Source organism: Candidatus Sphingomonas phytovorans, assembly GCA_029202385.1.
Lineage (GTDB): Bacteria > Pseudomonadota > Alphaproteobacteria > Sphingomonadales > Sphingomonadaceae > Sphingomonas > Sphingomonas phytovorans.
The window spans coordinates 4,276,959-4,302,513 of sequence record CP119314.1; the positions used below are offsets into that span (position 1 = coordinate 4,276,959).

Genomic DNA, 25,555 nt, shown 5'->3' on the forward strand with positions numbered 1-25,555 from the left:
ATCACAGCGCCTTTCTGACTGCCAAGCCTTCCGCGCGGACCACGCCGTCTGCGTCGCTGACGACGGTGACGCGGTAGGTATCGTCGGCCTCCTTCGCGAGCCGCAGGGTCGTGCTGGAGCCTTCGGCAGCAGCAGCCGGATCGACGATGATTGCCGAACGGAAACGCATGTCCCGAATTTCCAGGGCATCTCCGTTGCAATAGGGCAGGAGCGCGCTGCGTATCGCCATCATGATCGATGCACCCGGCACTATAACCGTCTGCGCGATGCGATGATTGGCGATGTAATCGGCGCTGAAATCGAGCGCCATCGCCTCCGGAAACGCAGCGCTGGCTGCCGACGCGGAGTCTGCGGGTTCCCTACCGTTCGAGCTTGGGGCTTTGTCGTAGTCATAGGCCCAGTAGCGCTTGCGCATGAACGGATAGGCCGGAGGGGGGCTGGCCGGCCGCCGGCGGATCGGCAGGTCGCAGAATTCGTCCTTCGTATCGGGCGGGTTCGAAGCGATCGGGGCGTCGCGGAGCGCCGCGGCGGCTTCCAGGGCGGACGTGGCCGCCACCTCGATCCGAAAGCGTTCCCCGCCGCATGCGCGCCGCGTCATCGCGGCGGCGAGCTGGAAATCCCGTGCGTCGAGCGACGCGAAATAGTCCGCCCAAGATCCCCTCGCTTGATCGAGGGCGTCCACGCTATGTGCCGACAATGTTATCGTCGCCGGCCCGTCACCGGCAGGCGGTTGCCAATCGCCCTCCGCCTCGTGGCTTCGTAACAGCAGATGGACGTTGGTCCCACCGAAGCCGAACGCGCTGATCCCGGCGAAGATCGGCGAACCGGCGGCGGCGTGCAGCCGCTCGCCGTCCGTGACAAGGGCAATCGATGCCCCCGCGTCAGTGAAGGGTGTGATCGGAGCGGTGGCACCGACATGCGGAGGCAGGAAGCGGTTCTGCAGGGCCAGCGCGGTCTTGATCGTCGAGAGCATCCCGGCCGCGGCTTCGGCATGTCCGAAATTCGCCTTTAGCGACGCGATCCTGCACGGTGTCTCGCGGCCGGAAAAGACCCGCGAAAGCGCGTTCGCCTCGATGGGATCGCCGACGGGCGTGCCCGTGCCGTGCGCCTCGACGAAGGTCACCGCATCGGGCGTGACGCCGGCCTTGTCATAGCACCTGCGCAGCAAGGCCTCTTGCGCCGCGCCGGAAGGGACGGTGATCGAGCTGGTCCTTCCGTCCTGATTGGACGCGGTCGCGCTGATCACCGCGTGGATCGGGTCGTTGCCGGCATCCTCCAGGCGCTTGAGCGCGATCACGCCGATCGCCTCGCCCCGGACGTAGCCGTCCGCAGCGCGATCGAAGGTGGCGCAGCGACCCTGGGAAGAGAGCATTTCCGCCATTTCGAAGCTGACGTTCACGACCGGAGAGAGCACCAGGTTCGCCCCTCCGGCGAGCACCAAGTCGCATTCTCCGCTGAGCAGCGACTGCACCCCCAGATGGATTGCCATGGCCGAGGCGGCGCAGGCTGCATCAACGGTGATGCTGGGCCCGTGGAACCCGAGCGAATAGGAAACGTGATTGGAGGCAATGCAATGCGCCACGCCCAGCGCCGAATACGGGCTGACCCGGTCCGGCATCTCGTGACCGATCAAGCCGTAATCGTAGGAGCACAATCCGAAGAAGACGCCGGTTTGCGATCCCGCAAGCGTGCGCGGATCGATCGCGGCATCGAGCAGGGCCTGCCAGCTCTGCTCCATCAGCAATCGGTGCTGCGGATCCATGAGACGGGCTTCACGTGGCGAGATGCCGAACAGACGCGCGTCGAACATGTCGACATCGTCCAGATAGCCGCCGCGCATGGAATTGGTGAAATTCCGTACCTTGCCCGCGAAACCGGCATCCGGCCCGGACCAGAGCCGCGACAGGTGGCGCCTATCTTCCGGCCAGCCGCCCGTGGCTGTTTCACCAGCCACGAGCAACTGCCAGAAATCCTGATAGCTATTGGCCTTCGGAGCCTTGCATGCCATCCCGATGATTGCAATTTCCTGAGGCATGAAAGCGGATTACGGCTCGACTATCAGATGTGCGGAACGAGAATTTCCGGTTTCTTTTCCTTCTGGAAACTCTCGATGAGTTCGGCGTCCACCCGACGATAATAGGTATCTTCGATCGGGCTGTTCAGCAACGAATGATCGAACTTGTCATCGTAATCGAGCACTTGCCGGTCCAGCTCGTTCGCGTCGTTGAACATCCGCTCCTGCTCGGAAGCGCCGATACGACCAGCGGTGAAGCGGGTGCAGTAATATTTCGGCATAACACCGGTTTTCTTGAATTCTTCTTCCATCAACTTGAAGTTTAGTGCCATGATCTCGCGCAGTTTACCGGGTTTCGCGCGGAACATCCGTTCGACGAGATACTTCTTCTGCTCGGTCGGTGCGCTGTCGCCCAACCTCTCGAGCTCGAACTCGCCCTTGCGATGCATGAAATAGTCGTTTGGCTCCAGGCGGACATACATTTCGTCGCGCGGATTATCGACAATCATGCCGACCGCGGATTCCGCACCATCGAGGAAACTGTCGTTCTTTAGCAGCTGATGAAGGAACTTCTCTTCATACTCGGCCATGCTGTCGAATTCGGTGGTGATGATCACGTCGAACGTCTTGCCGTCGCTCTCCGCCTTCACGTACGGCCGGGGATTTACGCCCACGGCTTCACGGGCACCCTCGCACGCGTTCAGAAGGAGCGTGAGGAAAGGCTTTCTGTGCTCCTCGTAGACGGAAACACTTCTTTTGACCTTGATTCTCATAAATTCTCTCCTGGCTTGGTGAGATAAACCCATCACGTGGGTTTCATTGAGGTAACAAGGATCCAGTCAGCTCTCAACCGTTTTTAGGACGAGATTCCGATGCAAAAAGGGTTGGCAGAGAGTTTTGGTGGCTGCCCGTAGCCTCAGGGTGCCTGTTTACTTCGCGCACGCGCGCGCGAATCATCTTTTCATCTGATAGCGTTGCTGCGTCCAAATTTCCGTTGCGGTACTCCAGGCGTACGCGTATGCCGTGCTTTGCAATTACTGTTCTTCATTAGAGGCATTTTTGTCGATCCGCGCAACAATTGATGGGTATCTGAAAGACCCTTTGACCGCGCGGATGTGGGCCGCAACTAAGGCGGCGGGGCCCGTTAGATCCATTTCGGTTGATATAACGCATATCTGCAATCTTCGGTGCAAAGGATGCTATTTCTTCGCCGAAGCCTTGGATGATGTCGGGGAGGCCGACGACGACACATTGGCCGAATTCATCCAGCGTGAGAAATCCAGGGGTATCAACTTCGTAACCGTCATCGGCGGCGAGCCGAGCCTGCGCCCCGATCGTCTGAGGAAACTGGCCAAAGCGTTTCGGATCATGGTCGTCACCAACGGCCTGCGTTCGATTCCGCGCGAAGGGCTGGAAGACATTACGATCGCCGTTTCGATGTGGGGCGACCGGGCCACCGATCGCGAACTGCGCGGCTATGGAAAGATCGACATCTTCGACCGCGCTTTGAAAAATTTCGCCGGCGACGACCGGGCGCGCTGGTACATTACCCTGCCTGCGAAACCGCCGGCAGAAACCGTGGAAGTCGTGGATGCCTGCGTGGCCAATGGCCAGCTGGTCGCATTCAACTTTTATGGCGATCTCCAGGGTCTTGGGGACGATCTGAGCCACGCCGGCGGTTTCGATCCGGCGTATCGCTTCGTCGACCGGATGATCGATCGCCATCCTCAGGCGATCTGCATGTCGCGCTATATAAATGAGGTCGTGACCAGCGGCAGGATGCTGGGCGAATCCTGGGGCTATGACGTGTGCGGCAGCGTGTCGGTTGATGCTCCGCAGAATGCTGGCCGCCTGCGCAACGGCAAGAGCTACAACCCTTTCTTCAACGCCTATGGCCCCGATCTTGGCGAACCGCGGCGGTGCTGCGTCGGTGATTCGCGTGATTGCAGCACGTGCTTCGACGTCTGGGCACATCTCTCCTGGATCGGCATGGCGATGGAGAAGCACCTCGCCAGCCACGCGGATTTCTTCTCCTGGCTGTCGACAATGACGGTGTTCTATGGGGCGTGCGGATTGATCCCGGCAGGAGAATTCAGCGAGATGCTGCCGCGGATCCATGCGCGGTCAAAAGCCCATTCCGGCGATCGGGCGGGATCCGCCGGCCTGCAGCAACGCGAATATGCGAGCTTGGGGATTTGATGACACTCGCCTTGCGCATGATCACCTTCGAGTGGCGGCGTTACTCTGCGGCGATACTTTCCATAGCGTTTTGCTGCGCCTTGATCATCTGTTTCACTGGTCTGTTCAGCGGCGTCTCGGAATCGTATTCGCGGCTGACGAACTCGACCCCTGCCGATCTTGTCGTGCTGGACCGGAACGCGAAAAGCTGGTTCGATGCAGGCGACATACCCAAGCGCTTGCTGCCCGCCATTCTGACGGCGTCCGGTGTGACGGAGGTGGCCGACCTTCCCGTGCACGGCGCCGATTGGAGCGCCGTCTCCGACGAGGGGATCGAGCAGGGCGGATCGCGGACCGGCGTTCTGGTCGCAGCGATCGATGTCGCGCCCGGCTCGCTGACGATGCCGAAATCGTTCAGCGAGCGGACGATCGCCGGGCTGCAAATGCCGCTGACCGTCGCCATCGACCGGACCAGTTTCCGCAAGCTCGATGCCAGGCTCGGCGGCAAGGCGGCGATCAACGGCCGGGTCGTGACCGTCGCCGGAATTGCGGACGGATTCCCCAACGCCAACGGCAGGGCGATCGTGTTCGCTTCGCGCCGTACAGCGGAGGAGATCGGGCTGCTCAATCCTGCGGACCTGCACGTCAACGCGTTGCTGGTCAGAGTGGCTCAGGGCACGGACGTCAGGACCGTGGGTGAACGGATCGAGCGCCAGGTCGACGGGGCGGTGCGCGCGTGGGAAAAGGATGAACTGGCGCAGGCCAATCAGTCCGACCTGTTCTTGAACGGCGGCATTCTCGGCATCGTCCTGATATTCCTGGTAAGCTTCGGCGCGCTCGTCGGGTCCGTCATCGCCTGGCAGACGCTCAAGGGAGCGATCGCCGCGCGGCTCGCCGAGTTCGGAGCACTGCTGGCGCTCGGGGTGCCGATGAACGCTTTGCGGTTGATCGTGATCGAGCTCAGCCTCTGGTTGGTTGCGTTCGGATATCTTGCAGCGGTGGCGATTTTCCTGGCGGTGTCGCTGATCGCCAAGCGGATAGGTTTGCCGATGGCCTATCCCGTCTGGCCGTTTTTCATCATCTTCGTGGTGTCGCTGGTCATCGCCGTCATTGCCGCCGTTATGTCGATCCAGCTGCTAAAACGATCGGACCCTGCGGAATTGCTGAGATGACCGCCAATTCCGATCGGCAGCCTGCCATCCGGGCAACCGGCCTGCAGAAGTCCTACACGACGGGCGGAGAGCGTACCGTCGTGCTTTCCGGGGTCGACTTCGAGGCCATGGCCGGAGAGATGACGATGGTGATTGGCCCCTCCGGGTCGGGCAAATCGACGCTGTTGGCGGCGGTGTCCGGGCTGCTGAGGCCGGATAGCGGTGAAGTGAATGCGCTTGGCGAAGACCTCTGGCGCATGCCGCCTAGCCGCATCGATGCCTTTCGCCTTCGACATTGCGGTTTCGTCTTTCAGGGCTTCAATTTGTTCCCCGCCTTGAATGCCGTCGAACAGGTCGCACTCGTCGTACGGTATCTCGGCTTCAGCCGGACAGAGGCACGCGAGCGCGCGCGCGCGGCGCTGGACGAAGTCGGCCTGAGCGGCAAGCTCGCCCTCCGTCCGGCGGAGATGTCCGGCGGCGAGAAGCAGCGGGTGGCGATCGCGCGCGCATTGGTGAAGGAGCCGAGCCTGGTCTTCGCAGACGAACCGAGTTCGGCCCTGGACTCGGAAAATGCCGCCCGGATCATCGAATTGCTGCGCGTTGCATCGCGCAACCGCAACGCCGCCGTAATAGTCGTCACCCATGATACCAAGCTTCAGCAAAGCGCCGACCGGATCGTGGAAATGGCCGACGGCCGAGTCGTTCAAACCAAGCGCTTTCCCGCCTGAAGCCACTGTCGGAGAATGAGAGCTTTCGCGATCCTCCCGGCACTCTGCATTCTCGGCGCCTGCTCGAACGAGGTGCCTGGTGAAGAGACTTTCGTGCCGGCCAAGACCATGGGCCGGTCGGCCGCCGTGGCCAATGGCCGCGTCGATGTCGAAGGTGGATTGATCGCGGCGGCCGCCAAGACGCCGGGAACCGTCTCCGCCATCTATGTCCAGGAGGGCGAAAGGGTAACCAAAGGCCAGCCCCTGGCGCAGCTCGAATTCGACGGACAGGCGATCGCCGTCACCGAAAGCGAGGCCGACATCGCGCTTGCCAGGACGAAGCTCGACCAGGCGAGGCTGGAAGCGACGGCCAAGGCTCGCGAATATTCCAGACTGGACAGCCTGCGGGGCAAGCGCGCCGTGGCCGGCGTCACCGCCGACCTGGCAAGGGATGACGCAAATCTGGCCCGGCTGCGCGTGCGCGAATCGGAAGCCGCGCTGGCCAAGGCGCGCGCGGCTATGCGCAGAGCGGTTTTCGAGCGCGATCAGAGGCTGGTCAGATCCCCGGCCGACGGAACCGTTGCACAGAGCTTCGCATCGGTAGGTACGGGGGTCTCGACCCTCAACGTATCGGTCCTCTTCACGATCGTCCCGAACACGCCGCGCATCGTGCGCGCCGAAGTCACCGAAACGGCCTTGCGATCCATCCGCGCCGGGCAGGCAGTCAAAATCTCGCCGGAGAACGAGCGGTCGGCCAGCATCTCCGGCACGGTAAAGCGGATCGCGCCGATATTCGGAGCGCGTCGCCTGCAATCGGATCAGGCCAGCCAGCTCACCGATGAACGTGTGGTCGAGGTGATCGTCCAGACCAGGAGCACGGATCTGCTGATCGGCCAGCGCGTGCTCGTGCGGTTCGAATGATCCGCAGGCACGGCCGAGGCGCCAGTGGGAGACACGGATCGGTAAAGGACGGTGAGCAGAGAGTTCGCGTATCGCCGGCCAGGGTCGGTCCAGTCTAACGAGGTCGTCTTATTGCATCAGGCTGCTGTTGCAGGTATAGTGATAGAGTTCTGGAGAGAATAGGCTAATCTCCCAAAATTGAGCGTCTGTTCTTGGCCGACGTGTGGTGTGGCCGCACTGAACCTGCGGCATCCTTAGTGTGATTCCGATAACAGAGGAGAGGCAAATGACTGGTTCCTCGAAAGCAGGAAAAACCGGCACCGTGGAGGTGTCCGGTTTTGGCGATTTGAACATCCTGGATTTCATCGATGCGAAGATGCCGGCAAAAGGCTGGCCTGCAAAGATCAGCATTGGCGGGGCGAGCAAGAATGGTCGCCTGGCTGGCAAACTCCATTATGTCGATATCGATGGCACCGACGCCGATGCAGTGAACGCGTGCCTGGAGCGCAACGCCGAACTGCCGCTGACCGAGATCGATTGTGAGATCGACATAATGAGGCTTTTCTCCGAGGTGGAACGATTGGACCTGGTGTTGCCGAACACTGCGCGCCTCGCTCAAGATCATAGGATAGCCGTTCGTGGGTAATTCGCGCTCCATTCGTGGGTGATCCGCGGCGCGCCATAGGCACGCCATGTAATGAGCATTGTCCTGGAGAGCGGCGAAGCGGGTTTGCGGCCGTCGCTCTTCTGCGGCAATCGACTTCGCATACGGCGATCGTATTGAGGTGACCATGCTACCCAGGTCATGGCGTAAGCATAAGGCCAAGCTGGCCATCCGGATGAACACGATCATCCGGCGAATCTTCCGGATCGGTCCGATGTTCGTGCTGGCCCGCTTCCGAACCTATCGTATCGCCTACAGCCGCGTGCAGCGCCTCCGCCAATCTGCCGGTCTGTTCGGTCGGGAATGGGACCGCGAGCGCGAAACGTCGTTCCGGCCACGGCATGATAGCATCTTCCACGGCTTCGATGCAGATCGCAGCGTCGAAGAGCTTCGAAAAGAAGGCGTTTCGCTGGGCCTCGATCTTCCCGCGGATCTGGTCGCGGAGATCCATAGTCTGGCAGGTCGGCTCCCGTTGCAGAACTCGGTTCGGTCGAGACCGTTCCTCAAATCCGAGGTGGCGGAGGGCGGGCGTCTGGCAGACGGTGAGATGGTGACCCTCGGCACGGCTTACAAACGAAGAAAGCGCCAGCTTCTCAAGCATGAGTGCGTCTCCCGGATTGTCAACGATCCCCTGATCCTTGAGATCGTCAGCCGGTATCTGGGATATTCGCCCAAACGACTAAGCGACCTGGAGCTGTATTGGAGCTTCGCGACGAAGCTCAGCCCGGAAGAGCAGATGAGGCAGGGAAATGCGATCGACTATCACTTCGATCTTCACGGCCACAACTTCATAATGGTCGCTTTCTACATCACCGACACCGATCGAACGTCAGGAGCACACGTGATGTTCAAGCACTCGCATAAGAAAAAAACCTGGCCCATGCTGTTCAGCTATTCGCAACCGGTGGAAGTGCTGCAGCGATATTATGGAAGCGAGAACGAGACGATGATAGAGGGCAAGGCGGGAAGCGGGTTCTTGATGGACAACTCCACCTATCATCGCGCGACGACCCCGGAGTCGGCTGACCGGCTGCTCCTCCGTCTTGTCTATACCTGAGGAAAAACCCGCGATGAAAGGCAGCTGGCACCTGTCGTAGGTCGCGGAACTGCGGAGCTATCGATTGGTCGCAGGGACCTTTGTCGGCGGCTCCGCGTCGTCGACCAGCTGGCCCAACTGGCCAGCTGCGCGCGCTTGCCGTCCATAGACCAGCTCGAACAGTGGCGAGGCCATGAAGGTGGTCACGACCGCCATCAGCGCCAGGATCGAAAACAGTTCGACCCCGATCAGTCCTTGCTGAAGGCCGATATTGATGATGATAAGCTCCATCAGTCCGCGTGCGTTCATCAGCGCGCCGATGCCGAGCGCGGTGCGATTGTCCTGACCGGTAAGCCGCGCCGCCGCCCAACAGGCGCCGAACTTCGCCGAGATCGACGCCCCAAGTATTGCCACGGCGATCACGAACAGCGCGGGATCGCTCATCACATCGAGTTTGGTGTTGAGCCCGGAATAGGTGAAAAAAACCGGCACGAGCAGGACGGTGGTGACCGGCTCCAGCTTGGCACGGATTTCCCGGACGAAACGGCCGCGCGGCATGGCCGTGCCCAGTAGAAACCCGCCGAACACGGCATGCATTCCCGCCGAATCCATCGCGAAGGCGGACAGCAGAAACAGCATCAGCACCGCGCCGAGCAACCCGTTGTCGACCCCGCCCCGCGCCTCGACTGCCGGTGCGAAACGGGCGAACAGCCGCGGCCCGGCAAGAACCATGAACGCCGCAAAGGCCAGTGCGCCGCCGATCGCCTTGATCGCGACGCCCGCGCCCGCGCCGAGCGTCGCGAGCACGACCGCCAGCACGGCCCAGGCGCAGGCGTCGTCGATAGCTCCCGCCGATAACGACAGCGTGCCGAGCGGGGATCGCGAGATGCCACGTTCGTGAATGATGCGTGCCAGCATCGGAAAAGCCGTGATTGCCATACAGGCGCCCAGGAACAACGTCGCCTCGGCCCGCGATATGCGGGGCGCGAACAGCCCTTCGCTCAGGAGCCATGGCGCCAGTCCCATTGCCATCACGAAAGGCGCGGTAACCCCCGACAAAGAAATCGCGCCGGCACTGCCAAGGTTGCTGCGGAAATGGTCGCGGTCGAACCCGAGTCCGACGAGGAACATATAGAGACCGATTCCCAGCTGGGCGATGACGAAGAGGATCGGCTTCGACTGAGCGGGGAAAAGCAGCGCGCTGAGATCCGGCAGCACCAATCCTAGGAGCGAGGGCCCAAGCAGAACGCCGGCGATCATCTCGCCGACAACCTGTGGCTGACCGAGGAAGCGCTGACAGAACCAGCCCACCACGCGCGCTACCGCAACAATCACGAACAGCTGAATGAAGAAGGTGATGCTCAGTTCTGCAGGCGTCAAAGATCTTTTCCTTCCTAGCATATCTTCATTAGCAGTTTGACGCCGACCGGCAAGATTAACCCGGCGGAGATTTCCTTTCCGTTGTTTTGCATTCGCGGACCTATCCCGACAAGCCGACGCAGAAGTCAGCATCGCCACATAGACCTCAAAGCCCAACAGCGTCCTTGCCGGAATCAGGAGCCCGTCAACGCGGAGCACCGTTCCGAGGGACGGTCCGGGTGAGTGGCCGACATGGCGGCCGCCCCGAGGCGAGTTTCCATACCTGATCCGACGATTTAGGGGTTCGCTTCTGATATTGAGCGAACCTCGAGGGCGTGCGGGCGAGGTGGCGGATCCGATGGTGGTCATCCACATCGGATCGATTTTCGCTACCTGCCGGATCTACCGCGAGCGACTTGTCGTGTTGGGTTGCGCGGGGGCGGGCGCGGCTTCGTCCCACCCGCCGCCAACCGCCCTCACGAGCTGCACGCTCGCCTGCAACCGGCGCGTCGAGAGGTCGATCGCCGCGCGGCGAACCCGCAGCGCGGTTGCCTGTGCCGTCACGACATCGAGATAGGTCACAGCCCCCTTCACATAGCGGTTGAGCGACAGGGTTTCGACCTGGGTCGCCTTTGCCGAAGCACGTTGCTCGGCCGCGTTCTCCTCACCGAGCAGATGCAGTTGCGACAGGCTGTCCTCGACGTCCTGAAATGCCTTCAGGGCACTCGCGCGATACCGTGCCGTTGCCAGGGTCCAGTTCGCCTGTGCAACTGCCACCTGCGCTCGCCTTCGACCGCCGTCGAAGAGGCTGGCGACCATAGTTGGGCCGACTGACCAGAACAGGTTCGGCGCGCTGATGAGGCCGGAAAGAGCGGTGCTCTGAAATCCACCCTGGCCACCGAGCGAGATCGACGGGAAAAAAGCCGCGCGCGCAACGCCGATCTCGGCATTGGCGGCGATCATCCGCCGTTCCGCCGCCGCCACATCCGGACGACGCTGCAGCAGCGTCGAAGGAACGCCGATCGGCGTGACGGGCATCGTCAGGCTGTCCGGTGCCGGCTCAATCGCGAAGCCCGACGCGGGCGCGCCGACCAGGCTTGCGATGGCGTGTTCGGTCAACGCCCGTTGCGCGCGGACGTCGGCAAGCTGGGCCTCGGCCTCGGCCAACTGCGATCCCGACCGACCGGTATCGACCCCGGATGCGATGCCGCCCCGGAAGCGCCGCTGCGTCAGGGCGTCCGCCTGGCCATAATCTTCGACCGTGCTCGCCAGCAGGGCGATCTGCTGATCCTGGCCGCGAAGCGCGATATAGGCGCTGGCAAGCTCGCCGCCGAGATTGAGCCGAATGGCCGCGACATCGTCAGCGCTGGCTGCGGCTTCCGCCTTGCCGGCGGCGACGCTGTTGCGGACGCGGCCCCACAGGTCGAGTTCGTAGCCGACACTGCCGCTGATCGTGTCGGCGGAGTAGAAGTCTGGCTGGGTGGCGCTACGCAGCGGTCGGTCGTTCGACTGACGATCGCGATCGAACTCGCTCCCGAGACCGATCGTCGGCAACAGGCTCGACCTTGCCTGGGCGAGATAGGCCCGCGCTGCGTCATAACGGCCAAGGGCGCCCGCAAGGGTCGGATTGCCCGCCACCAGTTGCTGTTCGAGCCGGTCGAGTGCCGGGTCACCAAAGGATGTCCACCACGCGTCCTGTGGACGCCCGCTTGCCGGATCGGCGGGCAGCCACGCGCCCGCCTCCTTGAACGCCGGTGGTGCCGCGATGGCAGGGGGCCGGTAAGCTGGTGCCATCGAACATCCGGCCAGACCGCCCAGTACGGCCAGGGCAATTGCAGACCATGCGCGCTCAGGCATGATGCGTCGTTCCCACCCGAACCAGTTCGCCGTTGGCGACCGAGTCCGGTGGATTGTCGATGACCTTCGCGCCAGCCAGAAGACCCGCCTTGACCTCCACGGTCGCGCCAAGGTCGCGACCAAGTGTCACCGCCTGCAATCGCACCCGCCCGTCAGGACCGACCAGGGCGACCTGTGTCCCCTGTGCCCGGAAGATCAGCGCGGTCGACGGGATCTGGGCCGCACCGCCCCCTCCGGGCACCTCGAACTGTACCTGTGCATAGCCGCCGGGCTTCAGCGCACCGCCCGGATTGTCGGCAACCAGTTGCACCTGCAGCGTGCCCGACTGCGGATTGATGGCATGCGCATCACCCACGATCCGCGCGGTGAAGTGGCGTTCCGGAAATTCCGGAAGCATCATCGTCGCGGTCAGCCCCGGGGTCATCGTCGCCGAATAGGCCTGCGGTACGCTGACATAGATCCGGATACGGCCGATGCTCGCCAGCGCGAAGAGAGGCTGCTGGTTCGTCGCGCCGGGGCCGACTAGGTCACCGATATCGGCGGCGCGGGCGGTGATGACGCCGGCGAAGGGCGCGCGCACCGTGGCGAAAGCCTTTTGCGCAAGCAATCGGCCGAGATTGGCCTGGGCTGCCTGTACCGCGGCCCGCTTGACGGCGAGGTCGCCATTCTTCTCGTCGGCTTCCTGTCTCGACACCGAGTTGGTGGTCAGGAGGTCGTTCCAGCGCGCGGCGGTGTCCCGGGACAGCGTGGTTGCCGCACGCGCGCTGGTGAGGTCGGCACGGGCCTGCAGAATCTGCTCGTCCAGCTCCGGCGTGTCGACAAGGCCGAGCGGAGCTCCGGCAGGAACCATCGCGCCGATATCGCGGTACCATGCCTTCACATAACCGGGCGCGCGAGCATAAAGCTTGGCCGCTTCCCAAGCCTCCATCGTCCCCGGCAGCGTCAACGCGTTGGAGGCCGACGATGCGGTCGCCGGCACCAGATGGACTGTTGGGATCGATCGGTCGTCCGACCATTTCTGCGCGAGGCCGGCATCCGCGGCGCGTGTCATCACGCCAAAGGCGACCACCCCGGCTGCGACGAAGGCGGCGGCGATCCCGGCTGCCTTCAACCCTTTGGGCGCGTGGGTCGCCTCGATCGGCGTGGCATCAGGCATGGACGATAACTCCATCTGGAATTGGGGGATGGGGTGCGCTTGCTGGGCGAACCTTGCGGTGCGCCATCGCGAACAGCACGGGCACGAAGACGAGCGTGGCGATGGTCGCGCAGATCAGGCCGCCGATCACCGCGCGGCCAAGCGGCGCGTTCTGTTCTCCGCCTTCGCCAAAGCCGAGCGCCATCGGCGCCATGCCGATGATCATCGCAAGGGCGGTCATCAGGACGGGCCGGAACCGGGTCGCGCCGGCTTCGGCGGCGGCAAGCGCGGCATCGCCGGTTACTGCGAGCCGCTCACGCGCGAAGGTGACTACCAGAACGCTATTGGCCGTCGCCACGCCCATGCACATGATCGCGCCGGTAAGCGCGGGGACCGAGAGCGGCGTGTGGGTTGCGAACAGCATCCATATGATGCCGGCCAGCGCAGCCGGTAGCGCGGAGATGATGACGAACGGATCGATCCAGGACTGGAAGTTGACGACAATCAGCAGGTAGATCAGCGCGATCGCGCCGAGCAGGCCCAGCAACAGGCCGGTGAAGGCGGTGTTCATGGTCTCCACCTGGCCGCGCAGGTTTACCGAGGCGCCCTTGGGAAGATCCTTCGCATGCGCGTCGATCACCCGCTGGATTTCGCCCGCCACCGCGCCGAGATCGCGACCCTGTGTCGTTGCGTAGACGTCGTAGGACGGCTGAACCGCATAATGCGAGACGACGGCGGGTGACGGCTGGCGCTTCATCGTACCAAGCGCGCCGAGCAGCTGGAACTGGTCAGCACCTGATCCGGTGACGGGAATATTCTGCATCTTGGACATCGAATCGATGCGATATTGCGGTGCCTGGACGACGATCGGATAGGAGACGCCATTCTTCGGATTAAGCCAGAAGGCGGGCGCAACCTGGAAGCTTCCGGCGAGGTTGACCGCCACGCTCTTGGTGACGTCATTCTCGGTGATGCCCATACGGTCGGCCCTGCTGCGATCGACCGAGAAGCTGAGTTCGGGATAATCGTTCGCCTGCTGGAGGCGCACATCGGCGATCCCGGCGATGTGGCGCATGGCGACCACCAGTTCATCGGCATAGGCTTCGTTCGCCTTGGTGTCAGGCCCGGTGACCATCACGTCGATCGGCGCCGGCGCGCCGAAGTTCAGGATCTGGCTGATGATGTCGGCCGGCAGGAAGGAGAAGGTCGACCCGGGAAATTCATCGGGCAGCCGCTTGCGCAGCGCGTGCAGATAGTCCGCGGTCGGCGCATGATCCTTGTTCAGGGTGATCAGAATATCGCCGTCCTGAGGGCCGACGCCGCCGGTATTGGAATAAGCGCGATTGATGCCGCTGACCGGCAGGCCGATATTGTCGACGATCGACGCCAGTTGATCGCGCGGCACCACCTGGCGGATACCATCCTCGATATGGTCGAAGAGCGCCGCCGTCTCCTCGATCCTCGTTCCTACCGGCGCGCGAACATGAAGATTGATCTGGCCGGCATCGACGGTCGGAAAGAAGTTTCGGCCAAGCAGCGGGATCAGCGCGAACGACAGGAGGACGACCGCGAGAAAGCCGGGCACAAAATGGCGTCGCCGCGCCAGCGCGAAGGCGAGGGTTGCGACGTAATAGTGGCGCAGGCGTTCGAACCTCGTCTCAAAGCCGTGCTGGAAACGACGAAAGGGATTACGCGTGCGGGGCCTGCCAGCGCCGGCGTCGTGGCTGACCATCTGCGCAGCGGTAAATTCGGACGCATGGTCGCGTAGCAGGTAGTTGCCCATCGTCGGCACCAGCGTGCGCGACAGGACGAAGGAGGCGATCATGGCGAACACCACCGCCTTGGCCATCGGCGCGAACAGATATCCCGCGATTCCCGGCAGGAAAAACATCGGAACAAAGGCAATGCAGATGCAGAGCAGCGATACGAAGGCTGGCTGGACGATCTGTTCGGCACCGTCGAGGATCGACTGACGAACTGGCTTTCCCTGCTCCAGATGCCAGTTGATGTTCTCGATCGTCACCGTGGCGTCGTCGACGAGGATACCGACCGCGAGCGCGAGTCCGCCCAGCGTCATGATGTTGAGCGTCTCGCCCATAATCGCCAGCCCAGCGATGGCTGCCAGGACCGCAAGCGGGATCGACGCGGCGATGATGACCGTCGACCGCCAGGAGCCGAGGAACAGAAGGATCATCAGCGAGGTGAGCGCGGCCGCGAGCACGCCCTCGCGGATCACGCCGGAAACAGCCGCCTTGACGAACAGCGACTGGTCCGACAGCGGCGCCACGAGCAGGTTCGGCGGCAGCGTTTCCTTGAGCTTGGGGAGCAGCGCCGTGACCTGGTCGACGATCGCGATCGTCGAGGCCGATCCGCTTTTGAGGATGGTCATCAGGACGGCCCTGCCGCCATCGACCCGTACCACGTTGCGCTGTGGCGGAGAGCCGTCGCGGACATGTGCGACATCGCGCATATAGACAGTGCTGCCATCGACCGTCTTGATCGGCAGGTCGTTGAGCTGCTCGATCACCTCCGGGCTGTTGTTCAGCCGGAAATTATACTCATACTGACCGATCTTGGTCGTACCCGCGGGTACAATCTGGTTTTGCGCGGCAAGGGCCGTTCCGACATCGGTCGCCGAGAGGTGGCGCGCCTGTAGTGCGGCCGGATCGAGGTCGATCTGGATCTGGCGTTCCTTGCCGCCATAAGGTGACGGGATCGCGGCGCCCTGGACCGAAGCGAGCGCCGGCCGGATGAAGTTCTGGCCCAGATCGTAGATCTTCTGCTCGGTGAGGTCGCCGGACGAGAGTGCGAGCTGCAGGATCGGCACCGTCGATGCGTTGTAGTTCAGGATGAGCGGGGGTGTGATGCCGGGCGGCATCTGCTTCAGCACCGTTTGCGATACCGAGGTCACCTGGGCGGTGGCGGTCCGGATATCGACGCCGGGACGGAAGAAGATCTTGACGATGCCGACACCCGACAGCGACTGGCTCTCGACATGATCGATGTCGTTCACCGACGTCGATAGCTGGCGTTCGTAATAATAGACGACCCGGCCGGCCATGTCCTGCGGCGGCAGGCCGCGATAGGTCCATACGGCGGCGATCACCGGTATCTTGATGTCGGGGAAGATGTCGGTCGGGGTCCGGAACCACGCGATGGTTCCGCCGAGCAGGATCAATATGGCCAGGACCACGAATGTATAGGGTTTGCTGAGCGCGAGCTTGACGAGCTGAAGCATGGCTGCCCCGATATTGTTCTAAGGTGCCAACGGCGCGCCGTCTGGGCGACGGGGGAGGCGCTGCGGCGCGCCATTGGCAACGCGGCAAATCGAACCCTTTCCCCGAAACGCCAAGTTAAATGAATTTCACTTGGGCAAGGTCGGCCCGTGGCGTCGCGGCATTCTCACGCGGGCGACGAGCCCCGGCGAACCATCGGCAAGTTCCAGCTCGAAGTCGTGCAGATGGAGGATCGCCGCGACCACGCTCAATCCAAGTCCCGAGCCGGGATAGGTCGCCGCCTTCGAGCCGCGATGGAAGCGTCGCAGCACCGCCTCGCGCTCTTCGACCGCAATGCCCGGACCATCGTCGCGAACTTCGGCAAGAATTTCATTCCCGGAGCAGGCGATCTTTAGGGTGACCTGGTGCACGGCGAACTTGATCGCGTTATCGACGAGATTGCCGATCGCTTCGAACAAGAGCTTCTCGTCGGCCTGGACCTGGGGCGCCGCGCTAGTGTCGAGCCGGAAGGAAAGCCCGCGCTCTTCCGCGAGTGGTTCGTACAGGTCGAAGACATCCGACAAAAGCCGGGCGATCTCGGTGGGCGCGAAGGCTGCGCGTCTGGCGCCAGCCTCGATTTCGGATATCCGCAGCAGTGCCGTGAAGCGATCGAGCGCGATCTCAAGATCAGCTTCGGCGGTGGCGAGGAGTTCCGCCAGACCTTCCGATATGTCGGGAAACTGCCTGGCGCGGTGCAACTGGGCGCGAACCCGGGTCAATGGCGTGCGCAGATCATGGGCGATCGCGTCGGTGACGCCTTTCACCTGTTCCATCAGGCGCTCGACATCGTCGACCATGACATTCACCGTTCGCGCGAACTGGTCCAGTTCGTCACCGCGACCGGCGATCGGCATGCGCACCTCGAGATAGCCCGCGGCTATCCGGCGCGCGAACCGCTGCAGATCGCGGACCCGGCGCAGCGGATGCAGGCTGAGCGCGATCGCGGCCAGCATCATGCCCGATGCAGCGGCGAGGCCGCTAAGGACCAGGATGACCAGGATGCGCTGCCGCAGATCCCGGATCTGGCTGATGTCGCGACCGATCATGATCGTCTCGCCGGCCGATGTGGACACCCTGAGAAGCCGCACGGGACCGCGTCGACCATTGCCTTCGATATCGGTCGGTTGATTCGGTGGCAGGTCGGCAAGGCGCGCCATGTTCCCCGCAAGGCGTTCGCCGCGATGGCTGAAAAGCCCCCCATAGGAAAGGCCGCGGTCGCCGCGATCGATGTCGGTGTCGATCCGCGCGGGCAGGTCCGCGGCCGGTACGGCGAGCCAGAGCGAAGCCTGAGCGCGCAGGATCCGATCGTTGCGTGCGGTCAATTCCTGCTCGGTAAGAAAGTAAATGAGCGCGAGTAACGCGACCACGCCGATCGAGAAAAGCGATCCGAGGATCACGGTGAGGCGGAACGCACTCGTACGTCGAACGTCGCGCAGCCTCAGCCGTTCAGACAGCATCGAGACGATAGCCCTCGCCCTTGACCGTGGCGATGGCCGATGGTCGCCCCGGGCGATCGAGCTTGCGCCTCAGTCTCGCGATATGGACGTTGATGAGATTGGCGCCGGGATCGAAATAATATTCCCAGACCTTTTCGAAGATAATCCGGCGACTCATGACCTGACCGGCATTGCGTGCGAGAAATTCGAGCAGACGAAATTCCAGGTGCAGCAGCTTGACTGGCTCCCCGTCGACCGAGACACGGCGATGGAGGAAGTCGATCTGCAACGCACCGATCGTGAGGATATTTTCTTTGGCCGTAGATGCTGACCGGCGCAGCATGACCTCAACCCGCATGGCCATCTCACCCGGCGCGAACGGCTTGACGAGATAGTCGTCTCCACCAGCGCGCAGGCCCGCAATGCGCTCATCGACGTCGCTGAGCGCACTGATCATCAGCACCGGCGTTGCTATTCGGCGCTCGCGCAATTGGGACACCACGGCGAGGCCGTCGAGCCCCGGGAGCATGCGGTCCAGCGTGATCGCATCGAATGGTTCGCGCGTCGCCAGCTCGAGCGCATCATGCCCGTCATGGACCAACACCGTCTCGTGCCCAGCGGTGCCAAGCTCGGTCGAAATCTCTCGAGCGGTCGCTCCATCGTCTTCGATAACGAGAATTCGAGCCATTCGGACATCATAGTTCGTGCCGACACCCGCAACAACCGGCTGCGCGATCCGACGCCTCGGTTAAGCCTGGGGCGTGGAGATGGGGTCGCGGTCCGATGTCGACGGCGATTTGCTCCGCAGTCGAGGCGCCCTGCGAACCTTCTAAATAGCAGATTGCGCGAGCCGAAGTCGCCTGCGTGGCAACTTCTGGCGCAAGCCATTGATTTATACTGTGTCGCTCGCGAACGTCTCAAGTGGAATGTCATTTTTCCTCTGGAATCGACGATTTGAACGCCCCCTGCCGGGACTCGATGCCGGCGGCGGCGTGACATTGACCGCCACGATGATAGGATCGCCCCCTTCCCGGGGGTGCTTGCCATGCAGGACCAGGAACAGCGGCACGCATCGCCGACTGATCGCGATACGCTTGCCCGCCCGACGCTGGCGGCGGGCCCGCGGCACGCATCGCTCGTACAATTGTCGACGGTACTGAACGCAGCGCCGGCGGTCGCACGGACAGCGGCCGCCGCGCGACTTCTCCAGCGCGCGTCGCCTGGGGCAACGCAACCCCCGTCGAAACCTGTCACGATGCCGGGCCACACGGCGCAACGCGTGGTGATCGATGCCAAACGCCCTGGCTGGAAGCTCGACAGGTTCGACGACAAGGATCAGATCTACACTGATCTCGCCGGTCGTCTCGGCTATGGCGACGCGAAGATCGAAGAGTTCGAGAAGAGTTTCCCCCATCTCCATGCTGAGTATGTCGTGCCGGAAAATGTCCAGGTCGACATCGGCGTCATGGCCGAACAGGCCATTTTCGGTAAGATCGGCCCGCCGGCGGCGCTGAACAAGGTGAGTGCCGGGCGCAAAGCCGTGGGCAGCGTCATCGACGCGGCGTCGAGCACCCTGCACGCCGCCAAGGTGACGTTCGTCGTCCAGGGCAGCGGCGCGCAGATGCTGCTCGGCGCCGCGCCCTTTACCGCGCCCGACGATGTCGACATCATCGTCAGCAATATGGCGGCGGGCAGCCAGGCATTGCGTGCCGCGGGGTTCGTAGAACTGATGGACGACGTGAAGGAAAACCCCGCCGCAGCAGCCGCAGCCGGGGCAGCGGGAGGCGCCGCCGGCAACAGCGCCGGCGCGCGCGCCGCAGTGTCCGTCGCCACGGGAAAGACCGAAGGCGGCAGCCTTGTCGTGCGCAAGTTCAGACACGGCCCGACGGGCAAGACGGTAGATCTGGTGATGGAAGGCGAAATGGGGCCGACCATCAAATCTCTCGGTCGCGAGGACATGGACGGCATGACGGTTCTGTCGCCGTTCGAGGCAATCAAGGGGATCAACCATCGTATCCGGATGAAAGGGACGCGGCCAAAGGACATCGAGGCATTGATCGTCCTCGCCACCAAAAATCGCTTCGCCTTTTCCGCGGAGCAACGGGGGGAGGTCGAGGCGATCGTGCGCGAGCTTCTCGGCGAAAAGGCGATCCCCGCCATCTTCGCCAAATAGCACGCGCTTGGCAGCGTGCTGGACTCGGCGCATATTGTGGATCGCCCATTGCAGGACGCACCATGGCCGATCTCTTTCTATCCGACAGCATGTTGCATCCGCTTGGTCAGCTGAGATGATCGCCCGCGCCGAAGCGCACGATCCCCACCGCACGCCGGCAGCGGGATGAGCGGCTATGCTGATCCGCAACGCAAGGGCATGGCTGGCTCAGGCGCTGCATCGTCCGCCACCGGCAACGCCATTTCCGGCGAACTCGATGGCGCGCGATCGGTCGAGTCCCTCGTCGCGACGAGTCGGCTGCTCAACGCGCGTCCCGCGGTCGTGGCGCTGCGGGCCATGGCCGGCACCCTCACGCGGCAACCGCGCGAGGTCGATAGCACGCCCGTCCCCAGGACCGCCGTTGCGCCAGTCCAGTTGATGAACGCTCAGCCACCCGACGAGGAGGGATGGGGTCCGTTTCAGAGCGCGGACGATCAACAGGCTGCCGAAGACGAATGGGGTCCGTTTCAGGGTGCGGGCGATCAACAGGTTGCCGAAGACGAGTGGGGTCCGTTTCAGGGCGCGGGCGATCAACAGGCTGCCGAAGACGAGTGGGGTCCGTTTCAGGGTGCGGGCGATCAACAGGTTGCCGAAGACGAGTGGGGTCCGTTTCAGGGTGGCGGCGTAGCTGCGGTCGCAGCCCCCCCGGCGCCGAATCCCCATGCCGGCCATGGGCTCGAGGTCGGCATTGGCGCGCATACCGCCGCCAACGGGCCGATGTACACCACCAGCCTGTTCAACTGCATTGCGCTGCTTGCCTATGATCCGCAAACGCCGCTGGCATGCCTCTACCATTGGAACACCGGGGGTGGTGCGTTCGAGATGGACGACGGCCAGGAAGACGAGGATGGCGAGATGCAGTATGGGCTGGTGCCCAGTGAGCGCGGCATCGCCGCCGCCAAGGCGATCGTCGACGGCGGGGCGCCGGGGGCGACCGCCTATCACGCCGTGTTCGGCAGATCATGGGGCGATGCCGAACTCGCGCCGCGACGTGCTGCGTTCGAGGCGGCGCTGGCCCATGCCTTCCCTGGCATCACGATCTTCGCCACCCCGCATGGCAGCGCACGCTGGGTCGCGCCCAATCTCATAGGCTATTGAGAACCGGGGGGTCGATGGCCCCCTATCCCCCGCCCCTTCCCGGGGGAGATGATCGGCGGGGGTGGTTCTTCGGGTGCCTTATTGCTGCTGTTGCTGGTTTGCCCGCTCGACCAGCGCCTTTTCATGCGATCCGGTCGGGCGCGGTGAGTGCCGCATCTGGCGGCAGTCGTCGACCCGCATCCTGGTGCATACCGGATATTCGCGGGTGTCTCTCGGCCGGGCGGCGGCGGGGGCGACGCACGCCGCGTCGACGATGGCACCGGTCAGCAGGATCGCGCCGCCCAGGGCGGCGGCCCGACCTGTGGTGTTGCGATGGTTCAACATGGAACTACTCCTTCTTCAGGAGGTGTTACGCGAGTCTCAGGCAGACATGTCTGCGGCTCGTGACCCGTCCTTCACGACTCGCTGCATCAATGCAGCAGGCATAGAATCGACCCGGGACCTGACACGCGCCTTACAACGGTCCGCTTTTCGCCAATGTCCGGCAATATGGAGAGAAATTAAGATACCCGTCACCTCGCCGCGGCTGTGCGCGGTTCATGGTCCGGCTGATGGAGGCGCTCGATGCTCACTCTCAAGGAAGGTCGGCCGAGGCGCGCCGTCGCGCCGCGCGGGATTGCCGCATGCGCCCATGGTGCTCACCTGGCGGATGGAGTCGTGACCCAGGATGAGCGCGGGATCGACCATGCCCGGTGCCGGCATTGTGGATGTTCGTTGACTCGGGTCCCGACGCTTCGGCGATGGTATCAGTCCGGGACGATGGGATAGGCCCCTCATGCGCCCGCTGGTGCAGGGAGGTTCATCCCGCCAGCCTGCGGGTTAACGACAATTCACGCGGGGGCCACCCTCCGGACGAATGCCGTGTCCGATAGTGGCGATTGACAGTCCGGCGATGCGATCCGCACCGCCGGGGCTGCCGGTTGGCAAAGGAAATGGTCATGGTGATATCGTTTGGCCGCAAGGCACATATCGCCGCGATGATCCTCGTGCTCGGGTTGGGCGCGCAGACCGTGGCGGCTGATGCCCAGCAGCGGCGCGAGGGCGGCGCGGGGAGCATGTCGATCCAGCGCGGGGGTGAGAGTCGCGACGGCGGCAGCTTCGCCGCGGAACGCTATCGTGAACCGCGCGGCTATGCGCGACCGGCTCAACCGGCCGGCGCCGAAATCCGGCCGCAAAGTCCTGACCGGGCCTATTTAAGCCATAATTTCACGGCCGATCGCCCGGTTCATGTCGGGCCCTATCATGGGCCGCAGGGCTGGCAATATCGCCGATTCCGTTCCGGGCAAGTGCTCCCCGCGATCTTCTGGGCGCCCGAATACCGGCTGCTCGACTATTGGTTGTTCGGGCTCGACATTCCACCGGTCGGCTATGAATGGATTCGCTACGGCCCGGATGCGCTGCTCATCGATCTGGACACCGGCCAGATCGTGCAGGTGGTCTATGGCAATTTCCTGTAGGGTCAGTCGCCTTCCGCGAGCGACACGTTGAGCCGGAGGACGACGCGCAGCCCGGGCGCGTTGTCCTCTAGGACAAGGTCGCCATGGTGCAACCCGGCGGTCGCCTCGACCAGCGCGAGCCCGAGGCCCGAGCCCCCGATGTTGCGGGCCGGGTCGAGCCGGCCGAACCGGCGCAGCGCATCGGCGCGCCGCTCAGGGGGGATTCCGGGGCCGTCGTCCGAGACGGCGATGGTCAGGGCGCCTGGAAACGCAGAGGCGTGGATCAGGATCCTGGTGCCGCCAACGGCATAGTTCAGGGCATTGTCGATGAGATTGCCGATGGCCCGGCTGATCAATTCCCTGTGGATGAAGACCTTGGCCGTCGTTTCCACGCGGGTCTCGATCGCAAACCCGCGATCCTCGGCCACTGGGCCGTAGATCTCGGCGAGGTCGTCAAGCAGGGCACCGATGTCGGTCGCGACGAAATGGTCCCTGCCGATCCCGCCCTCGGCCCGGCTGATCAACAGGGCGGTCGTCAGCATCGACAGCAGCGTATCCGCTTCGCACGCCACCCGGTCGAGCGCGGCGAGCGCGTCGGGATCGCGGGTTTCGAGCACGGCCCGCTCCAGGACTGATTTGAGGCGGGTGACCGGAGACTTCAGGTCGTGCGCCAGGCCATCGGTAAGAACTCGCAATTCGGAGATCAGCTTCTCGATGCGATCGAGCATGACGTTGATCGCGCGGCCAAGGTCGTCAAAGGCGTCGCCGCTGCCGCGGATCGGCACGCGCTCGGCGAGCGCGCCATCGACAAAGGCGGTGGTGGTCGACGTGATGCGCTTGATCTGGCGCGACAGGACTCGTCCGAGGAGCAGCGCGCTCATCAGAATGAGGCACAGGCCGCCTATCAGCGCGGCCCCGATGACCTCTTCGTTGATCCGCGCGAGACGGATATTGGCCTCGCTGACATGGCCCATCAGCAGCCTGGTGCCGTCGGGTAGCGGGGCCGTGCTTATCCCCATGCGCTCCGGCCGGTCGCTGCCGGTGCGGTATAGTTCGATCTCGCGCCAGTCGGTGCGCGGGGGGACGGTGGTCGGCCAGTCGCCGAGATTCCCGATCAGCGGCGTCCCGTCCGCCGTGGCCAGCAGGATCACCGCGATGCTGTGCCTGGGCGACTGAAGGCGATTGCTGATGAGCCGGGTCAGGCCGAGTTGCCCGCCGTCGCGATAGGCGTCGAGAAGCTCGTCGCGAAGGTCGTAGACCGACTGGCGCTGCTCCTCGGCAAGCGCCCCTTCGCTCGCCTGCCGGACGAACAGGAGGCTGCCCCCGATGATGGCGATCTGGAAGACGAAGGCGAGGAGGACGAACCGGGCAACCGTCGATCGGGGGATCAGGTGCCAGGACGCCGCCATTCAGGCGTCCAGCCCGAGCCGGTAGCCTGATCCGCGCACGGTATGGAGCAGCGGGCGCTCGCTGCCGTCGTCGATCTTGCGACGCAGGCGGCTGATATGGACGTCGATGACGTTGGTGCCCGGATCGAAATGATAATCCCAGACACCTTCGAGCAGCATGGTGCGGGTCACGACCTGATCGATGTGGCGGAGGAAATATTCTAGCAGCCGGAACTCGCGCGGCTGCAATTCGACCAGCCTGTCGCCGCGGTGAACCTTGCGCGACAGCAGCTCCATCTCGAGATCGTCGCAGCTGAGCTTGGTGACGATCGCGACGCCGGTGCCGCGGCTGCGCACGAGCAGCCGCACCCGCGCGAGCAGCTCGGCAAAGGCGAAAGGCTTCACGAGATAATCGTCCGAGCCGCCGGTCAATCCGCTCACCCGGTCCTCGGGCGATCCGAGCGCCGACAGGATGATGACCGGCGTTTCGATCCTAGCCGCGCGCAAGGCTTGCAAGACGGCCATGCCGTCCATGCCCGGAATCATGCGATCCAGGATGACGGCGTCGTAGCTTCCGTCGCTGGCGAGGAAGAAACCGTCGCGGCCGTTGCCGGCACGGTCGACCGTGAAGCCCTCCTCGGTCATTCCCTTGACGATATAGGCCGCGGTCGCTTCGTCGTCCTCCACCAGCAACAATTTATGCCCCATGGCTCTCTCCCGATCGCTTCAATGCCATCCGGCGCATATGGCGGTCGTGCAGGATCGTCAGGGTGACGATCGGCCTCCGGTCGTGCCGCATATACGCCACTGCGTCATTCAAGCCTTTGATCGGATGGTAATCGATCGCGGTGATATTGTCGCCGACCGAAATGCCGGCCTCGACCGCTGCGCCGTTGGATCGGCGGCTGGTGACGACCAGGCCGTGCGCGGGCGGTACTGCCTCCTCGACGGTCATGCCAGGCAGCACGCTGACCGTCGTCGACGCGGGAGCCAAGTTCTTGAGGGCCCGGCGCCCGACATGGGTCGTGAGCAGCATGAGCGCGCCTGCGATCGGCACGAGGCCGAGCAGGCCGATCAGCCACCGAACGGAAAGGCGCGTGTGCTGGTGAGTCATGTCACGGACAGGTCGGCCGGAGAATCCGCTGCGTCATAGCGAAGGAGGGGGCGGTCGCTGGATGCTGCATGTCGATATTTGTCACGTCGCCTTGGTCCCGCGACCCGTCCAGGGGCCCATGTGGATGAGCCCCCGTCGGGTCGTACCTCCGAGCCGTACTTCCGACCCGGCCTTTATTACTTCGCGGGTGTTGCCACCGGGGGAGTCGTTGCCATTGCCGCCCGATGATGGTGGTGGTGATGACGATGGTGGCGATGATGCCTCATTCGGCGATGGTGTCTCCCCGCCCGGTGGTGGTGCCTTCCCCAGCGATGGTGTCGTGCCGAGCGATCGTGGCGCATCCCGGTCGCGCTGCGTTGCATGCAGCCGTCAGTCACGGTTTTCGAGCAGATCGGAACATTGCCGGCAGCGGGGGCTTCCGCCTGGCTGGCTTGTGGCGCCATCGGGGCTGCGCTGGCCGCAGTCGCCATGCCGAGGGACAATGCCGAGAGAATCAATAGCAATTTCATCTCACTCTCCATCTCAGTTGCGGGGGAGGCGGGGCCTCCCCGATCGCACGGGATGTATGATCGTTTTCAGTACTTCAGTCACATTA

The 25,555-nt window shown here is 63.5% G+C and carries 20 protein-coding genes; 8 read left to right on the forward strand and 12 right to left on the reverse strand.

Annotated elements, in window-relative coordinates; all coding sequences use genetic code 11:
• Position 1 precedes the first annotated feature (1 nt).
• Together P0Y59_19755 and P0Y59_19760 are read right to left on the reverse strand one after the other, a co-directional pair.
• Complete coding sequence (locus tag P0Y59_19755; GenBank protein ID WEJ99151.1) at positions 2–2,035, reverse strand: beta-ketoacyl synthase N-terminal-like domain-containing protein; 2,034 nt, start codon at positions 2,033–2,035, stop codon at positions 2–4.
• Between the two features lie 23 nt (positions 2,036–2,058).
• Positions 2,059–2,787: a hypothetical protein gene (locus tag P0Y59_19760; protein WEJ99152.1), complete on the reverse strand. Its 729-nt coding sequence runs from the start codon at positions 2,785–2,787 to the stop codon at positions 2,059–2,061.
• A 286-nt stretch (positions 2,788–3,073) separates the two neighbouring features.
• Between P0Y59_19760 and P0Y59_19765 the strand changes: the two genes are divergently transcribed.
• The 5 genes from P0Y59_19765 (at position 3,074) to P0Y59_19785 (ending at position 8,671) form a co-directional block, all read left to right on the forward strand.
• Entirely contained in the window at positions 3,074–4,213 is a 1,140-nt protein-coding gene (locus P0Y59_19765) for a radical SAM protein (GenBank protein WEJ99153.1), read from the forward strand.
• Positions 4,214–5,360: 1,147 nt separating this feature from the next.
• Positions 5,361–6,071, forward strand: coding sequence for an ABC transporter ATP-binding protein (locus P0Y59_19770; GenBank protein WEJ99154.1), 711 nt, complete (start codon positions 5,361–5,363; stop codon positions 6,069–6,071).
• A 15-nt stretch (positions 6,072–6,086) separates the two neighbouring features.
• Positions 6,087–6,971 (forward strand): HlyD family efflux transporter periplasmic adaptor subunit, encoded by an 885-nt coding sequence (locus P0Y59_19775; GenBank protein WEJ99155.1) that lies wholly within the window; start codon positions 6,087–6,089, stop codon positions 6,969–6,971.
• Between the two features lie 265 nt (positions 6,972–7,236).
• Positions 7,237–7,596 (forward strand): hypothetical protein, encoded by a 360-nt coding sequence (locus tag P0Y59_19780; protein ID WEJ99156.1) that lies wholly within the window; start codon positions 7,237–7,239, stop codon positions 7,594–7,596.
• A 193-nt stretch (positions 7,597–7,789) separates the two neighbouring features.
• Positions 7,790–8,671, forward strand: a complete 882-nt coding sequence (locus P0Y59_19785) for a phytanoyl-CoA dioxygenase family protein (protein WEJ99157.1) — start codon at positions 7,790–7,792, stop codon at positions 8,669–8,671.
• Between the two features lie 57 nt (positions 8,672–8,728).
• Here the strand turns inward: P0Y59_19785 and P0Y59_19790 are convergent, their stop codons facing one another.
• From P0Y59_19790 to P0Y59_19815, 6 genes are all read right to left on the reverse strand, one after another.
• A complete protein-coding gene (locus tag P0Y59_19790) occupies positions 8,729–10,051 on the reverse strand; it encodes a cation:proton antiporter (protein ID WEK02628.1) in 1,323 nt (440 codons plus the stop codon).
• 360 nt (positions 10,052–10,411) lie between these two features.
• Positions 10,412–11,866, reverse strand: a complete 1,455-nt coding sequence (locus tag P0Y59_19795; GenBank protein WEJ99158.1) for an efflux transporter outer membrane subunit — start codon at positions 11,864–11,866, stop codon at positions 10,412–10,414.
• The gene (locus P0Y59_19800; protein ID WEJ99159.1) at positions 11,859–13,022 is read right to left on the reverse strand and encodes an efflux RND transporter periplasmic adaptor subunit; all 1,164 of its coding nucleotides are present in this window, start codon (positions 13,020–13,022) and stop codon (positions 11,859–11,861) included. Before P0Y59_19800 ends, P0Y59_19795 begins: the two co-directional genes overlap by 8 nt.
• Positions 13,015–16,239, reverse strand: a complete 3,225-nt coding sequence (locus P0Y59_19805; protein WEJ99160.1) for an efflux RND transporter permease subunit — start codon at positions 16,237–16,239, stop codon at positions 13,015–13,017. The genes P0Y59_19800 and P0Y59_19805 overlap by 8 nt, the downstream gene beginning before the upstream one ends.
• Before the next feature lie 126 nt (positions 16,240–16,365).
• Entirely contained in the window at positions 16,366–17,733 is a 1,368-nt protein-coding gene (locus P0Y59_19810) for a HAMP domain-containing sensor histidine kinase (GenBank protein WEJ99161.1), read from the reverse strand.
• Positions 17,723–18,400: a response regulator transcription factor gene (locus tag P0Y59_19815; GenBank protein WEJ99162.1), complete on the reverse strand. Its 678-nt coding sequence runs from the start codon at positions 18,398–18,400 to the stop codon at positions 17,723–17,725. The genes P0Y59_19810 and P0Y59_19815 overlap by 11 nt, the downstream gene beginning before the upstream one ends.
• A 357-nt stretch (positions 18,401–18,757) precedes the next feature.
• Between P0Y59_19815 and P0Y59_19820 the strand changes: the two genes are divergently transcribed.
• Together P0Y59_19820 and P0Y59_19825 are read left to right on the forward strand one after the other, a co-directional pair.
• On the forward strand, positions 18,758–19,885 hold the full coding sequence (locus tag P0Y59_19820; protein ID WEJ99163.1) for a hypothetical protein: 1,128 nt from the start codon (positions 18,758–18,760) through the stop codon (positions 19,883–19,885).
• Between the two features lie 165 nt (positions 19,886–20,050).
• The gene (locus tag P0Y59_19825; protein ID WEJ99164.1) at positions 20,051–21,022 is read left to right on the forward strand and encodes a hypothetical protein; all 972 of its coding nucleotides are present in this window, start codon (positions 20,051–20,053) and stop codon (positions 21,020–21,022) included.
• A gap of 78 nt (positions 21,023–21,100) precedes the next feature.
• On the opposite strand, the gene P0Y59_19830 is transcribed toward P0Y59_19825, so the two are convergent.
• A complete protein-coding gene (locus tag P0Y59_19830; GenBank protein WEJ99165.1) occupies positions 21,101–21,346 on the reverse strand; it encodes a hypothetical protein in 246 nt (81 codons plus the stop codon).
• A 614-nt stretch (positions 21,347–21,960) separates the two neighbouring features.
• Between P0Y59_19830 and P0Y59_19835 the strand changes: the two genes are divergently transcribed.
• Entirely contained in the window at positions 21,961–22,479 is a 519-nt protein-coding gene (locus P0Y59_19835; GenBank protein WEJ99166.1) for an RcnB family protein, read from the forward strand.
• A gap of 2 nt (positions 22,480–22,481) precedes the next feature.
• Here P0Y59_19835 and P0Y59_19840 read toward each other — a convergent pair whose 3' ends face one another.
• From P0Y59_19840 to P0Y59_19850, 3 genes are read right to left on the reverse strand one after another with little or no spacing between them, the layout of a single operon-like run.
• Positions 22,482–23,867, reverse strand: a complete 1,386-nt coding sequence (locus tag P0Y59_19840; GenBank protein ID WEJ99167.1) for an ATP-binding protein — start codon at positions 23,865–23,867, stop codon at positions 22,482–22,484.
• Positions 23,868–24,554: a response regulator transcription factor gene (locus P0Y59_19845; protein WEJ99168.1), complete on the reverse strand. Its 687-nt coding sequence runs from the start codon at positions 24,552–24,554 to the stop codon at positions 23,868–23,870.
• A complete protein-coding gene (locus P0Y59_19850; protein WEJ99169.1) occupies positions 24,544–24,960 on the reverse strand; it encodes a PDZ domain-containing protein in 417 nt (138 codons plus the stop codon). The genes P0Y59_19845 and P0Y59_19850 overlap by 11 nt, the downstream gene beginning before the upstream one ends.
• Positions 24,961–25,555: the final 595 nt, after the last annotated feature.